The organism is Nocardia sp. JMUB6875 (genome assembly GCF_041154655.1).
In the GTDB taxonomy this organism is placed as follows: Bacteria; Actinomycetota; Actinomycetes; order Mycobacteriales; family Mycobacteriaceae; genus Nocardia.
Genome location: NZ_BAAFGR010000026.1, coordinates 1 through 12297, shown reverse-complemented (window position 1 = coordinate 12297; position 12297 = coordinate 1). Strand labels below are relative to the sequence as shown.

Genomic DNA, 12297 nt, shown 5'->3' with positions numbered 1-12297 from the left:
ATCAGATCGAGAACTCCAACAGATAGTTTTTCTCGGAGCTAGAATCATCAGTTATGGAACTGCGTCAGCTGCGGTACTTCGTCACGGTCGCCGAGGAAGCCAACTTCACCCGCGCGGCCGCCCGCCTGCACCTGGCGCAGCCGGGGTTGAGCGCGCAGATCCGGCAGCTGGAACGCGAACTGGGACAACCGCTTCTGGATCGCACCAGCCGCTCGGTGACCCTCACCCCGGTCGGCGAGGCGGTGCTGCCGATGGCCCGGGCCGCCCTGGAACAGGTCGAGCGGATCACCCACACCGTGGACGAATTCACCGGCCTGCTGCGCGGGCACGTGCGGGTCGGGCTGATCGCGGGCGCGGCGCTCGAGGAGGTCGATATCGCGCAGGTGCTGGCCGATTTCCACCGCGATCACCCGCAGATCGGCATCTCGCTGACCGAGGACACCTCCGTGGCCATGCACGCGGCCGTGCGCCGCGGCGATCTGGATATCGGCGTGCTCAGCATCTCCGGCGATCTCGATCCGGGCATCGGCACCGAAACCGTGTACGACAGCCCGATTGTCGCGGCGGTGGCGGCCGGGGCCGAGGGCTTCGGCGAGCGAATCACCCTCGGGGAGTTGTGCGCCCACCCGCTCATCTGTCTGCCCCGCGGCGCGGGGCTGCGCGGGTTGCTCGAAAACGCTTGCGCCGACGCGGGTCTCATACCGGACGTCGCCTTCGAGGCGGCCGCTCCCCCGCTGCTCATCCGCCTGGCGGCGCATGGGCTGGGGGTGGCCATCATTCCGCGGATCACGGCGGACGAGGCGGCCGGGCTCGGCGTGCGCACCCTGGAGATCGATCCCGAGCTGCGCGGACGGCTCGTGCTGGCCTGGAATACCGAGCGTCCGCTGAGCCCGGCGGCGAAGGTCCTGCTGGGCCAGCTCCGTATCGCGCTGGCGCGCTGGAAGAATCCGGCCCCGGGTCAGGATCGCGCGGCGAACACGACCCGCAGAGAGCCGTCGCGGACGGCCTGAATCCCGACCAGGATCAACAGCGTCACACCGGTCACGATGTGCTCGATGGCGTCGCTGCGGTGATTCGGGAAGCTGAACATCAGCACGCTGTGCGCGAACAGCGCCCAGATGCCGATCACGAATCCGCCTCCGACAGCGGCGATCACGCAGTACCAGGCGGCCCAGCGCTTGCGCAGCGCGGCGATCAGCGCGGGCGCGAAGAGCAGCAGGCCCGCGAGCCCGTGCCAGCCGTTGTAGTCCATGCCCAATACCGGTGTGGCCGGGGCGTGCTCGCCCATGGCGAAGCTGGGTTCGGCGATCCAGCCCGCGATCGCCCAGACGATGTGCACGGCCCCGACCACGAGGACCGCCCACTGCAGAAAACTCCATCGTGCCGACGAGATCGGGTGCTCGGCTACCGCTGTCATTCCCATGTCGCTGCCTCCCAACAGTGCGACCGAATGTCTACTACCGACTGTAGTTGTTCTGACGGCTCGGCGTAAGAGCCATCACAACCTTCCCTAACAGTCCCTATTGCACGTACAGATAGGGAAGGTTAGGGTATTTCTCGTGACCGATCGTCTCTACTCCGTCGAAGAAGTCGCGGAACGCCTCGGCCTGCACGTGCGCACCGTCCGCGGCTACGTCCGCGACGGGAAGCTGCCCGCCACCCGTATCGGCAAGCAGTACCGCATCAACCGGGCCGACCTGGAGGCCTTCACCGGCCTGTCCGCGCCGGAATCCGGATCGACTGCCCGGCAACGGCATTCGGAGGTCTCGAGCATCGTCGAGGTGGACGGCGTCGATCAGACCACGGCCGACCGGGTCAGCTCGCTGCTGACCGGCACGGCGGGCAATCGGTTCGCGAACGAGCAGCCACTGCGCGTGCAGACCTTCTACGACCGCGAACGCGCCCGCCTGAAGGTGATTCTCGTCGGCGGCCTGGGCGATACCGCCCGGCTGCTGGAATACATGGAAGGAGTCCTCGCGTCGTGAACGCGATCTACAAGTCCGAGGCCGGCCGCGCCGCCATCCAGGACCACTACCGGGAAGCGTTGCGGCAGTGGCCGGTTCCCGCCGAGCAGCTGCACATCCCGACCCGCGAGGGCGAAACCTTCGTCCTGGCCTCCGGCCCGCGGGAGGCTCCGCCGGTCATCCTGCTGCACGGCTCCGGCTCCAACTCCTCCACCTGGCGCGGCGATATCGCCACCTGGGCAAGGGATTTCCGCGTCTACGCGGTCGACATGGTCGGCGAGCCCGGCGGCAGCGCCGAATCCCGGCCCGCCCTCGACTCCGATGCGCTCGCCCTGTGGATGGACGACGTCCTCGCGGGCCTGAACGTCTCCTCGGCCGCGTTCGTCGGCATGTCCCTGGGCGGTTGGACCGCACTGGATTACGCCATCCGCCGCCCCGACCGCGTCGCCAAGCTGGCCCTCTACTGCCCCGGCGGCATCGGCAAACAGCGCTTCGGCTGGATCTTCAAGAACCTGGTCGACCACCTGTTCAGCAATCACGATCTGCGCCGCTCCGCCGCCATCGTCACCGGCCTGAACCTGGCCGAGCACGGCGAGATCCTCGACGACGTGACCCTCACCTTCACCCACTTCAACCCGCGCACCGGCAAGCTCCCGATCTTCACCGACGCGCAACTGAGCGGCCTGAAGATGCCGGTCCTGGTGATCGTCGGCGCGGAGGACGCCATGTTCAAGTCCGCCGAAACCGCCAGCCGCGCAGAGAAACTCATCCCGAACGCGACCACCCGCGTCCTACCCGGCGTAGGCCACGCCATCCTCGCCCAGACCGACGCCGTCCTCGAGTTCCTGCGCAAGTAAAGCAAACAAGATCAGGGAGCTCTCACGGTTGGAATTCGTCCGAATTCCGACAGTGCGAGCTCCCTGATCTTGTTGCGCGGCTAGAGGATGCGCGAGAGGAACGCCTTGGTGCGGTCGTGTTGGGGGTTGGCGAGGACTTCGCGCGGGTTGCCCGCCTCGACGACCACGCCGCCGTCCATGAACACCAGTTGGTCGGCGACCTCGCGGGCGAAGCCCATTTCGTGGGTGACCACGACCATGGTCATGCCCGAGGCCGCGAGTTCGCGCATGACGCCGAGGACTTCGCCGACGAGCTCCGGGTCGAGGGCCGAGGTGGGCTCGTCGAAGAGCATCAGCTTGGGGTCCATGGCCAGCGCGCGGGCGATGGCCACGCGCTGCTGCTGACCGCCCGACAGCTGGGCCGGATAGGCATCGGCCTTGTCCGCCATGCCGACTCGGGCCAGCAGCTCCCGTGCCCGGGCCACGGCGTCGGCCTTCTTGAGCTTCTTGACCTGGGTCGGCGCTTCGATGATGTTCTCCAGCGCCGTGCGGTGCGGGAACAGGTTGAAGTGCTGGAACACCATGCCGATATCGCGACGCTGCTTGGCGGCCTCGCGCGGGTGCAGCTCGTAGAGCTTGCCCTTCTTCTCCTGGTAGCCGACGAGATCGCCGTCCACGTAGAGCCGTCCGGCATTGACCTGTTCGAGGTGGTTGATGCAGCGCAGGAAGGTGGACTTGCCGGAGCCCGACGGGCCGATCAGGCACAGCACCTCGCCGCGCTTCACCTCGAGGGTGATGCCCTTGAGCACCTGCAGCGCGCCGAAGTTCTTGCACACCCGGTCGGCGCGCACCATCGGCACGTCCGACGACGGCAGCGCGTCCTTCACGAGCGGCACCTTCTCCTCGGAGAACGACATCGAGTCGGAGGACATATCAGCGTTCACCTATCCCGTTCCGCCCGCGACCTGCGCTTGGGCCAAGGCGCGCAACTGCTTTGCGGTCAGCTGCCGCGTCGAACCGCGCGCGTAGTACCGCTCCAGGTAGTACTGGCCGATCATGAGCACGCTGGTGATGAGCAGGTACCAGGTGGCGGCCACCAGCAGCAGCGGGATCGGCTGGAAGTTGATGCTGTAGATGTCGCGGGCCCGGCCGTAGAGGTCGGTGGTGAGCGGAATGGCCGTCACCAGCGAGGTGGTCTTCAGCATGGAGATGAGCTCGTTGCCGGTCGGCGGGATGATCACCCGCATGGCCTGCGGCAGCACCGTGCGGGTCATGGTCTGCGACCACGACATACCCAGCGCCACCGACGCCTCGCGCTGGCCCTCGCCCACGGAATTGATTCCGGCGCGCACGATTTCGGCCATGTAGGCGGCCTCGTTGAGACCCAGGCCGATCATGGCGAAGAAGAACGGCGCCGACCAGTGCTGCACATCGAAACTCGTGAACGACGGCCCGAACGGCACGCCCACGGTGATGGTCTTGTACAGCGACGGGAACAGGCCCCAGAACACCAGCTGCACGTAGACCGGCGTCCCGCGGAAGATCCACAGGTAGGCCCATGCCACCGAGCGCAGCACCGGATTCGGCGAGAGCCGCATGACGGCCAGCAGTACGCCGAGCACGACGCCGATCACCATGGCGAGCACGGTCAGTTCCATGGTCACCAAGGCGCCCTTGGCGATTCGCTTGTCACCGAGGTACTTGAAGTAGGTGTCCCAGTGGTACGCGTCGTTGGTCTTGGCGCCCCACAGGAACAGGCCCAGGGCGATCAGAATGATCGCGGCGGCGATCCACCGGCCCGGCCGTCGCAGCGGAATCGCTTTGATCGGCTCGGGCTCGGTGCTCGCGACCGCGCTCGCGGCCGAAGCCGCGGAAGTGGTCTCGTCCTGCGACATAACGGGTTAGCTCGTCGCTCCGTTGATGACCGACTTGGTGATCACGCCCTCCTGGACACCCCAGTTCTCGGCGATCTTCTTGTACTGGCCGTTGTCCATCAGGTGCTGGACGGCCTCCTGCAGCACCGGGGCGAGCGGGGAGTTCTTCTTGACCGGCCAGCCGTAGGGCGCGGAGTCGAAGATCTTGCCCGCGGCCTCGATCTTGTCGCTGGCCTGCTTGATGGCGTACGCGGTCACCGGGGAGTCGGCGGACATGGCGTCGACCTGGCCCTGCACCAGCGCGTTGGCGGCGGCGGACTGCTCGTCGTAGGCGACCTTCTGGATCTCCGGCTTGCCGGCGGCCACACACTTGGCGGACTTGGCCGGGATCTCGTCGGTGTCCTGAACGGTGGTGCGCTGCACCGCGACTCGCTTGCCGCAGGCGTTGTCCGGGTCGACCGCCTTGCCCTTCTGCTGGGCCCACTGGCTGCCCGCGGAGAAGTAGTCGACGAAGTCGGCCGTGCCCTCGCGCTCCTTGTTGTCGGTGAAGGAGGACATGCCGACATTGAAGGTCCCGGCCTCGATGGACGGGATGATCTTCTCGAAGTCGGCTTCCTTGTAGTCGGCGGTCAGGCCCATCACCTTGGCGACCGCGTCCATCAGGTCGACGTCGAAGCCGACGATCTTGCCGCTGCTCGGATCGCGGTACTCGTTCGGCTGGTAGGGCACGTTCACGCCGACGGTGAGCTTGCCGGACGACTTGATGTCGGCGGGCACCTTGGCGGCGATGGCGTCGACCTTGGTCACGTCGAGCTTGGCCACGTCGGGGCCGCTGGACTCGGAGTTGTTGCTACACGCGGCAGTCAACACCAGGGCGCCACCGGCTAGTACGCAGGCGGCCCGCAGGGCACGCCCACGGAGAGAGTTACGAACAGACACAAGTCCTCCACGAGTTCGAGTGCGCGACATCCGGGTGTCGCTCGCCGTTTGAAATGTAGGCGAGTGACACCGTCCTTGTCGGTCGGTAACCGAACATTAATCGGCGACACGCCATTGCGTGGCCGAACACGCCCGGTCCCGGAAGTGCGCGCTCACCAGCGGTGCAGCCGGGCGCGCACCTGCTCGGTGAATTCGGAGGTAGATGCTAGCCCACCCAAATCGGACGTGGCGACTCCGGCCCGCAACGTATCGGCAACCGCGTGCTCGATGCGCTCGCCGACGCGGCGCAGCGCGCTGTAGCGCTGGGTGCGGCCCATCCAGCGCAGCATGCCCGCCGCGGAGTTGAACAGGGCCACCGGATTGGCGCGATTGTGCCCGGCCAGCGTGGGCGCGGCGCCGTGCACGGCCTGGGCCATGATCTGGGTGTCGGAGCAGTTCACCGAGGCCGCCATGCCGAGCGAACCGCTCAGCTCCCCGGCCAGATCGGAAAGGATGTCGCCGAACAGGTTTTCGGTGACGATGACGTCGTAATCCTGGGGCGCGCGGACCAGGTGCGCGGCCGCGGCGTCCACGTGCTCGTCGTTCACCTCGACGTCCGGATACTCCGCAGCCACCTCGTAGCAGACGTCCCGGAACATGCCCATGGTCATGGGCAGCACATTGGCCTTGTGCACGATGGTGACCTTCTTGCCGCGCTCACCGGCGATCTCGAAGCCCAGGTGCGCGACGCGCGCGATCGCCGCGCGGGTGAACACGCCGACCGACAGGGCCACCTCGCGCGACGGCTGGAACTCGCCGGAGCCCGCGGCCATATTGCGGTCGGCGTAGAGGCCCTCGGTGTTCTCGCGCAGGATCAGCAGATCCATGGCCGGGGCGACCGAGCGCACGCCCTCGAGGGTGCGGGCCGGGCGGATATTGGCGTAGAGGCCGAAGCGTTTGCGGACCGCGCCCGCGGGCGGCAGGCCGGTGCGGTGTTCGGGCGCGTAGGAGGCGCTGTCGTGCGGGCCCATGATCCAGGCGTCGAGCTCGGCCAGGCCCTCGAGGGTCTGCTCGGGGACCGGGTTCCCGTACTTCTCGATGGCGTCGTGGCCCAGCAGCAGCGGCACCCAGTCGACCGGCGGCAGGCCGGTGGTGGCGAAGGCGTCGTCGACCACGTCCCGGGTGGCGCGCACGATTTCCGGGCCGATGCCGTCGCCTTCCAGTAGACCCAGACGTACTCCAGTCTCGCTGTCGCTCATGGCAGTCATCCTCGCGCAACCGGATCGGGGGCCGCGCTCCGGCACACGTGCGCGTGCGATTCGAGACCTGGGCCCGGGTTCGGATGAGCGCGTATGTTTTGGGCACGATGGTGCAATCGGTGGAATTGGTGCTTGACGCGGAGTCCGAGGAGGCGGTGCGGCGGCAATGGGCGCTGCTGCGCGCGCTGGGATTGCACGCGCCGGGGGCCGAGCATCGGCCGCACATCACGGTCGCGGTGGCCGCGGAGATCTGGCCGCGGCTCGACAAGGCGTTGGGGCAGCAGGACTTCCGGCCGTTCCAGGTCCATTTGGGCGGGCTGCTGGTGTTCGGGTCGCGATCGCCCATCCTGGTGCGGGCGGTGGTGCCGTCCGCGCCGCTGATCGCGTTGCAGCACAGGCTGTTCCGGGTGATCGAGGACTGTCCGGGCATCGCCGCCAATGTGCGGCCCGACGTCTGGACTCCGCACATCACGCTCGCGCGGCGGTTACGACCCGGTCAACTCGACGCGGCGGTGGGCGCGGTGGCCTGGGACAAGGATTTCCGGGCTACGGTTGAGGGTATCCGGCGGTGGGATGGTGACCGTCGTGTCGAATGGCCCGTGGCAGCGGGTTACTAGCGCGAACTGTCGCCCAGGGAAGATAACCACAGGACTCGGTGTTGCTACCGGGGACATCGCTACGAGAGGAAACCATGGCCACCCAGACCCTGACCGAGCAGAACTTCGACGAGGTAGTCACCAGCAACGACGTCGTTCTCGTCGACTTCTGGGCATCGTGGTGCGGCCCGTGCCGCAGCTTCGCCCCCACCTTCGAGAAGTCCTCCGAGGCCCACCCCGACGTGGTGCACGGCAAGGTCGACACCGAGGATCAGCAGGGTCTGGCCGCGGCCGCGAACATCCGTTCCATCCCGACGATCATGGCCTTCCGCGAGGGCGTGCTCGTCTTCGCCCAGCCCGGCGCCCTGCCCCCGGCCGCCCTCGAGGATCTGGTCACCCAGGTGAAGGCCCTCGACATGGACGAGGTCCGCAAGCAGCTCGCCGAGCAAGAGTCGAAGTAACGACCCACCACGCACTCAGCGCCGCATCTCCCCGAAAAGAGATGCGGCGCTTCGCGTTTCAGAAGTGCGAACCCAGGTGGTTGATGCCCGCGATCATGGCGCGGATCGTAGACTCGGCGGGGTCGTCGGCGAGGGCTGCGCCCCAGCCGCGGCGGCCGTTGAACTCGCACTGCACGAAGGTGGCCAGGCCATCTTCGGTGCGGCGCTGGTGGAACTGAAGGATCTCCACCGGGTAACCCTCGTCGTAGAGGGCCGAGGTCAGCGCCGCCACCGGGCTGCCCGTCGCGGTGACGGTGCGCAGGTGGTCGGCGATCTCGAGGGTGGCGGTGCCGGCGCGGTCGCCGAGCGGGGTCCAGTCGCTGAGCTTGACCGGGCCGTTGGGCTCGCAGTACCGGTCGTGGAACTCGGCGGGGGTCAGGCCGGTGCTTTCGGCCCGCAGGCTCGCGGGGGCAGCGGCGTGGAACATGGCGGTATCAAGAGTGATGGTCATTGAACTAGGTCTTCCCGACTTCTTCCGAAGAAAGTGACAGAGGGGACCAGCAAGAAAAGTTCATCGGCCGCAGCGAGGGGCCGGTCCGAATCAGACCCCGCTACGGCGGAGAACTACGAGTACGCCAGTAGCAGCCACACTCGCGGTAAGCGAAATAAGCGCGGCGCGGTCGCGGTCGGCGACAATCTGCGCGGCGCTGTGGCTGTGGGCGGGATTCGGCACGGGGTCGAGCATAAGGGCACACCCACGCAATGGCAACCATATTCGCAATCGACCCACGAGTAACTTAGCCGCAGGTCACGCGGCATGCGACGGGGGCCACAGCAACGCGCGCCGACATACCGGCAAACGCCATCACACGAGCGAGCGACTTCACGACAAACACCCAGGTCGAGGCATATCCGGCAATCCCACGAAAAGGTATGCGGGAGCTGCCAGGAAGACATCGAGACCAGACGGTTTTTGACGCGGATCACCAATTCGCCTCGCTGCACGCACAACTCGTTCGGCGCGTCGCCGATCGCATGTCGCGCGAGACAACCACCACGATGGGAGCGCGACACGGCCCGGAAACGCGACGGGCGGGACGACCTGGATGCCGTCCCGCCCGTATCGCCGATCGCCCGCGTCAGTGCGCGGCCGAGTCCCAGCTGCGCCCGACACCGACGGAGACTTCCAGCGGCACCGAGAGCTCGATGGCGTTGGACATGTGCTCGCGGGCAAGGGATTCGAGTCGCTCGCGCTCGCCCGGGGCGACCTCGAAGACGAGTTCGTCGTGGATCTGCAGCAGCATCCGGGACTTCAATCCGGCCGCCTTGATCGCCTGCTGGGTGTCGATCATGGCGACCTTGATGATGTCGGCCGCCGTGCCCTGGATGGGGGCGTTGAGAGCCATGCGCTCGGCGGCCTCGCGGCGCTGACGGTTGCTGGAGTCCAGATCCGGCAGGTAGCGGCGGCGGCCGAAGAGGGTTTCGGTGTAGCCGACCTTGCGGGCCTGCTCGACCGCGGTCTGCAGGTAGTCGCGGATGGCGCCGAAGCGGTTGAAGTAGACGTCCATCTGGACCTTGGCCTCGTCGGCGCTGATCTTCAATTGCTGGGACAGGCCGTATGCCGAGAGACCGTAGGCCAGGCCGTAGGACATGGCCTTGATGCGGCGGCGCAGTTCCGGATCGACCTCGGAGATCGGGATGTCGAAGGCCTTGGAGGCGACGAAATTGTGCAGGTCCTCGCCGGAGTTGAAGGCCTCGATCAGGCCCTCGTCCTTGGACAGGTGGGCCATGATGCGCATTTCGATCTGGCTGTAGTCCGCCGTCATGAGCGACTCGAAGCCGGGGCCGACGACGAAGGTGTCGCGGATGCGGCGGCCCATATCGGTGCGGATCGGGATGTTCTGCAGGTTCGGCTCGGTCGAGGACAGGCGTCCGGTGGCCGCCACCGTCTGGTTGAAGGTGGTGTGGATGCGGCCGTCGTCGGCGACCGACTTGAGCAGGCCGTCGACGGTCACTTTGAGGCGGGTGGCGTCGCGGTGCTCGAGCAGGTGCTGCAGGAACGGGTGCTGGGTCTTCTCGTAAAGGCCTTCCAGCGCATCGGCATCGGTGGTGTAGCCGGTCTTGGTGCGCTTGGTCTTGGGCATGTCGAGCTCGTCGAAGAGCACGACCTGCAACTGCTTGGGCGAGCCCAGGTTGATCTGCTTGCCGATTACCTCGTAGGCGGCATTCGCGGCCTCGGCGACGCGGTCGGCGAATTCGCGCTGTAGTTCCTCGAGCTGACCGGAGTCGACGGCGATGCCCGCGGCCTCCAGATCGGCCAGCACGCTCAACAGTGGCAGTTCCATATCGCCGAGCAGCGCGGTGGATTCGATGCGCTCGAGCTCGGAGTCGAAGGCCTCGGCGAGGTCGGAAACCGCACGGGCGCGCAGCATCTGGGCATTGGCGACCTCGGCGTCGACCTGCTCCTCGTCATCGAGCAGGGACAGCTGGGCCTCGCCGCCGTTGTCGACGCGCAGCTCCCGGCTCAGGTAGCGCAGCGACAGGTCCTCGAGGTTGAAGGTGCGCTGGCCCGGGAGGATCAGGTAGGCCGCGAGGGCGGTGTCGCTGGTGAGCCCGCCCAGGGTCCAGCCGCGCCCGCGCAGCGCGTGCATGGCGGTCTTGGCCTCGTGCAACGCCTTCGGGATCTCCGGATCGGCGAGCCAGGCGCCGAGCGCCTTCTCGTCCTCCGGGGTCGTGGTGTGGACGTCGATGTAGGCGCCCTCGCCGTCGGCGGCGGCCAGCGCGATGGCCTGGGTGTCGCCGTGCACCGGCGAGCCGTTGCCTACGACGGAGACACCGTGCCGCACACCGGCTTTGGCGTGTTCGGCCAGCCAGTCCGCGACGGTTCCGGCGGCGAGTGCGCTACCGCTGATCTCGAATCCGGACTCGGCCTCGGGCTCGACCGGCGCGAGGGTGTCGAACAGCCGGTCGCGCAGCACCCGGAACTCCAGCTCGTCGAAGAGCCGGTGGATCTTGTCCCGATCCCAGGGCTGCATGGCCAGCTGGTCGGGCGTGTACGGCAGCGGCACCGTCTTCACCATCTCGGTGAGCTGCCGGTTGAGCACCACGCTGGACAGGTTGGCGCGCAACGCGTCTCCGACCTTGCCCTTGACCTTGTCCACCTGATCCACCAGCGTGGCCAGATCCCCGTACTCGCGCACCCACTTGGCCGCGGTCTTCTCCCCCACGCCCGGAATGCCCGGCAGATTGTCGCTCGGGTCGCCGCGCAGCGCCGCGAAGTCCGGATACTGCGCCGGGGTGAGCCCGTACTTCTCCTCCACCGCCGCCGGGGTGAACCGCGTCAGCTCGGAGACGCCCTTCTTCGGGTACAGCACGGTGACGTCATCGCTGACCAGCTGCAGCGAGTCCCGGTCCCCGGTGACGATCAGCACCTTGAACCCCTGCGGCACCGCCTGGGTGGTGAGCGTGGCGATCAAATCGTCCGCTTCATACCCCTCGATGGCCATCACCGGAATCCCCAGCGCCCCCAGCACTTCCTGGGTCGTCTCCACCTGCCCCTTGAACTCGTCCGGCGTAGCCGACCGATTCGCCTTGTACTCGGGATAAGCCTCGGTCCGAAACGTCTTCCGGCTCACATCGAACGCCGCCGCCACATGCGTGGGCTTCTCATCCCGCAACAGGTTGATCAACATCGCCGTGAACCCGTACACCGCATTCGTGGTCTGCCCACTCTGCGTCTTGAAGTTCTCCGCGGGCAACGCGAAGAACGCGCGATAGGCCAACGAGTGCCCATCGAGCAGCAGCAGAGTCGGCTGCTCCCCGGTCGCGGACGCGGACACGGCAGGACGCTGATCAGTAGAGGCAGGGGTCACGCCAGAGAGTCTAGGTATCCCCACCGACATCCGTGGGCAGCGGGCGTACTCGGCCCGTCGCCGCAGGTCAGCAAAACCGATTTCATCACAGCGGAGCTACCTGGTAGCGTGATCACCCGTCGAAGGGGTGTAGCTCAATTGGCAGAGCAGCCGTCTCCAAAGCGGCAGGTTGCAGGTTCGATTCCTGTCGCCCCTGCTTGAAGGTTCGGGCCGGTCACCGGATGGTGACCGGCCCGAACGCTTTCTTACACAGGCGGTTTCAGGCAGCCGCATGCCAGATCAACGGCGAGAACCTGACTTTCACCGGCCGATGCCTGCTGCCGCCTAGTCGAAGAGTCTGGCCGCGATGGCCTCGCCGGTGCGTGCGCCGGGTGGGATGGCGAACAGGGCGCTGCCGGTGTGCTGGGTTACGGCGTTGAGGCGGTCGGTGGCGGACAGGGCGGTTTGGGCCTTGATGAATTGTTCGGCGGGATTGTTCATGTAGGCGGTGAAGAGCAGGCCGGCGTCGAGGCTGTCGTGGCCGCCGTGGGTGTGTTCG

At 67.1% G+C, this 12297-nt stretch carries 12 protein-coding genes, 1 tRNA gene and 1 pseudogene; 6 read left to right on the top strand and 8 right to left on the bottom strand.

Features of this window, described 5'->3' with window-relative positions; all coding sequences use genetic code 11:
• Positions 1–53 precede the first annotated feature (53 nt).
• Positions 54–1010 (top strand): LysR family transcriptional regulator, encoded by a 957-nt coding sequence (locus tag ACAM49_RS09335; protein ID WP_369635056.1) that lies wholly within the window; start codon positions 54–56, stop codon positions 1008–1010.
• Here ACAM49_RS09335 and ACAM49_RS09330 read toward each other — a convergent pair.
• Positions 959–1423 carry a DUF4383 domain-containing protein gene (locus tag ACAM49_RS09330; RefSeq protein ID WP_369635055.1) on the bottom strand — a complete coding sequence of 155 codons (465 nt, stop codon included), beginning with the start codon at positions 1421–1423 and terminating at the stop codon, positions 959–961. The two genes, ACAM49_RS09335 and ACAM49_RS09330, sit on opposite strands and share 52 nt — an antisense overlap.
• Before the next feature lie 136 nt (positions 1424–1559).
• Between ACAM49_RS09330 and ACAM49_RS09325 the strand changes: the two genes are divergently transcribed.
• The gene (locus ACAM49_RS09325; RefSeq protein ID WP_369635054.1) at positions 1560–1985 is read left to right on the top strand and encodes a helix-turn-helix domain-containing protein; all 426 of its coding nucleotides are present in this window, start codon (positions 1560–1562) and stop codon (positions 1983–1985) included.
• Positions 1982–2821, top strand: coding sequence for an alpha/beta fold hydrolase (locus ACAM49_RS09320; protein WP_369635053.1), 840 nt, complete (start codon positions 1982–1984; stop codon positions 2819–2821). The genes ACAM49_RS09325 and ACAM49_RS09320 overlap by 4 nt, the downstream gene beginning before the upstream one ends.
• A gap of 80 nt (positions 2822–2901) precedes the next feature.
• Here ACAM49_RS09320 and ACAM49_RS09315 read toward each other — a convergent pair whose 3' ends face one another.
• The 4 genes from ACAM49_RS09315 to ACAM49_RS09300 form a co-directional block, all read right to left on the bottom strand.
• On the bottom strand, positions 2902–3654 hold the full coding sequence (locus tag ACAM49_RS09315) for an amino acid ABC transporter ATP-binding protein (protein WP_369635090.1): 753 nt from the start codon (positions 3652–3654) through the stop codon (positions 2902–2904).
• A gap of 90 nt (positions 3655–3744) precedes the next feature.
• On the bottom strand, positions 3745–4695 hold the full coding sequence (locus tag ACAM49_RS09310) for an amino acid ABC transporter permease (RefSeq protein ID WP_369635052.1): 951 nt from the start codon (positions 4693–4695) through the stop codon (positions 3745–3747).
• A 6-nt stretch (positions 4696–4701) separates the two neighbouring features.
• Positions 4702–5643, bottom strand: a complete 942-nt coding sequence (locus ACAM49_RS09305; RefSeq protein WP_369635051.1) for an ABC transporter substrate-binding protein — start codon at positions 5641–5643, stop codon at positions 4702–4704.
• Between the two features lie 122 nt (positions 5644–5765).
• Positions 5766–6851: an isocitrate/isopropylmalate dehydrogenase family protein gene (locus ACAM49_RS09300; RefSeq protein ID WP_369635050.1), complete on the bottom strand. Its 1086-nt coding sequence runs from the start codon at positions 6849–6851 to the stop codon at positions 5766–5768.
• A gap of 119 nt (positions 6852–6970) precedes the next feature.
• Between ACAM49_RS09300 and ACAM49_RS09295 the strand changes: the two genes are divergently transcribed.
• Positions 6971–7468, top strand: coding sequence for a 2'-5' RNA ligase family protein (locus ACAM49_RS09295; protein ID WP_369635049.1), 498 nt, complete (start codon positions 6971–6973; stop codon positions 7466–7468).
• Between the two features lie 74 nt (positions 7469–7542).
• The gene (trxA, locus tag ACAM49_RS09290) at positions 7543–7908 is read left to right on the top strand and encodes a thioredoxin (RefSeq protein WP_369635048.1); all 366 of its coding nucleotides are present in this window, start codon (positions 7543–7545) and stop codon (positions 7906–7908) included.
• 58 nt (positions 7909–7966) lie between these two features.
• Here trxA and ACAM49_RS09285 read toward each other — a convergent pair whose 3' ends face one another.
• Together ACAM49_RS09285 and polA are read right to left on the bottom strand one after the other, a co-directional pair.
• Positions 7967–8398: a 2-keto-3-deoxygluconate kinase gene (locus tag ACAM49_RS09285; protein WP_369635047.1), complete on the bottom strand. Its 432-nt coding sequence runs from the start codon at positions 8396–8398 to the stop codon at positions 7967–7969.
• Positions 8399–9026: 628 nt separating this feature from the next.
• Entirely contained in the window at positions 9027–11759 is a 2733-nt protein-coding gene (gene polA / locus ACAM49_RS09280) for a DNA polymerase I (RefSeq protein ID WP_369635046.1), read from the bottom strand.
• Positions 11760–11882: 123 nt separating this feature from the next.
• On the opposite strand from polA, the gene ACAM49_RS09275 reads away from it, so the two are divergent.
• Positions 11883–11955 (top strand) — tRNA-Trp (locus ACAM49_RS09275).
• Positions 11956–12083: 128 nt separating this feature from the next.
• Here the strand turns inward: ACAM49_RS09275 and ACAM49_RS09270 are convergent.
• Positions 12084–12297: pseudogene (locus ACAM49_RS09270) on the bottom strand (peroxidase); the annotation flags it as partial.

Excerpts from the sequence above, each read along its gene's own strand:
- trxA (WP_369635048.1), top strand. The coding sequence starts at position 7,543 with ATGGCCACCCAGACCCTGACCGAGCAGAACTTCGACGAGGTAGTCACC.
- ACAM49_RS09335 (WP_369635056.1), top strand. The coding sequence starts at position 54 with ATGGAACTGCGTCAGCTGCGGTACTTCGTCACGGTCGCCGAGGAAGCC.
- ACAM49_RS09300 (WP_369635050.1), bottom strand. The coding sequence starts at position 6,851 with ATGAGCGACAGCGAGACTGGAGTACGTCTGGGTCTACTGGAAGGCGAC.
- ACAM49_RS09330 (WP_369635055.1), bottom strand. The coding sequence starts at position 1,423 with ATGGGAATGACAGCGGTAGCCGAGCACCCGATCTCGTCGGCACGATGG.
- ACAM49_RS09305 (WP_369635051.1), bottom strand. The coding sequence starts at position 5,643 with ATGTCGCGCACTCGAACTCGTGGAGGACTTGTGTCTGTTCGTAACTCT.
- ACAM49_RS09310 (WP_369635052.1), bottom strand. The coding sequence starts at position 4,695 with ATGTCGCAGGACGAGACCACTTCCGCGGCTTCGGCCGCGAGCGCGGTC.
- ACAM49_RS09285 (WP_369635047.1), bottom strand. The coding sequence starts at position 8,398 with ATGACCATCACTCTTGATACCGCCATGTTCCACGCCGCTGCCCCCGCG.
- ACAM49_RS09315 (WP_369635090.1), bottom strand. The coding sequence starts at position 3,654 with ATGGTGCGCGCCGACCGGGTGTGCAAGAACTTCGGCGCGCTGCAGGTG.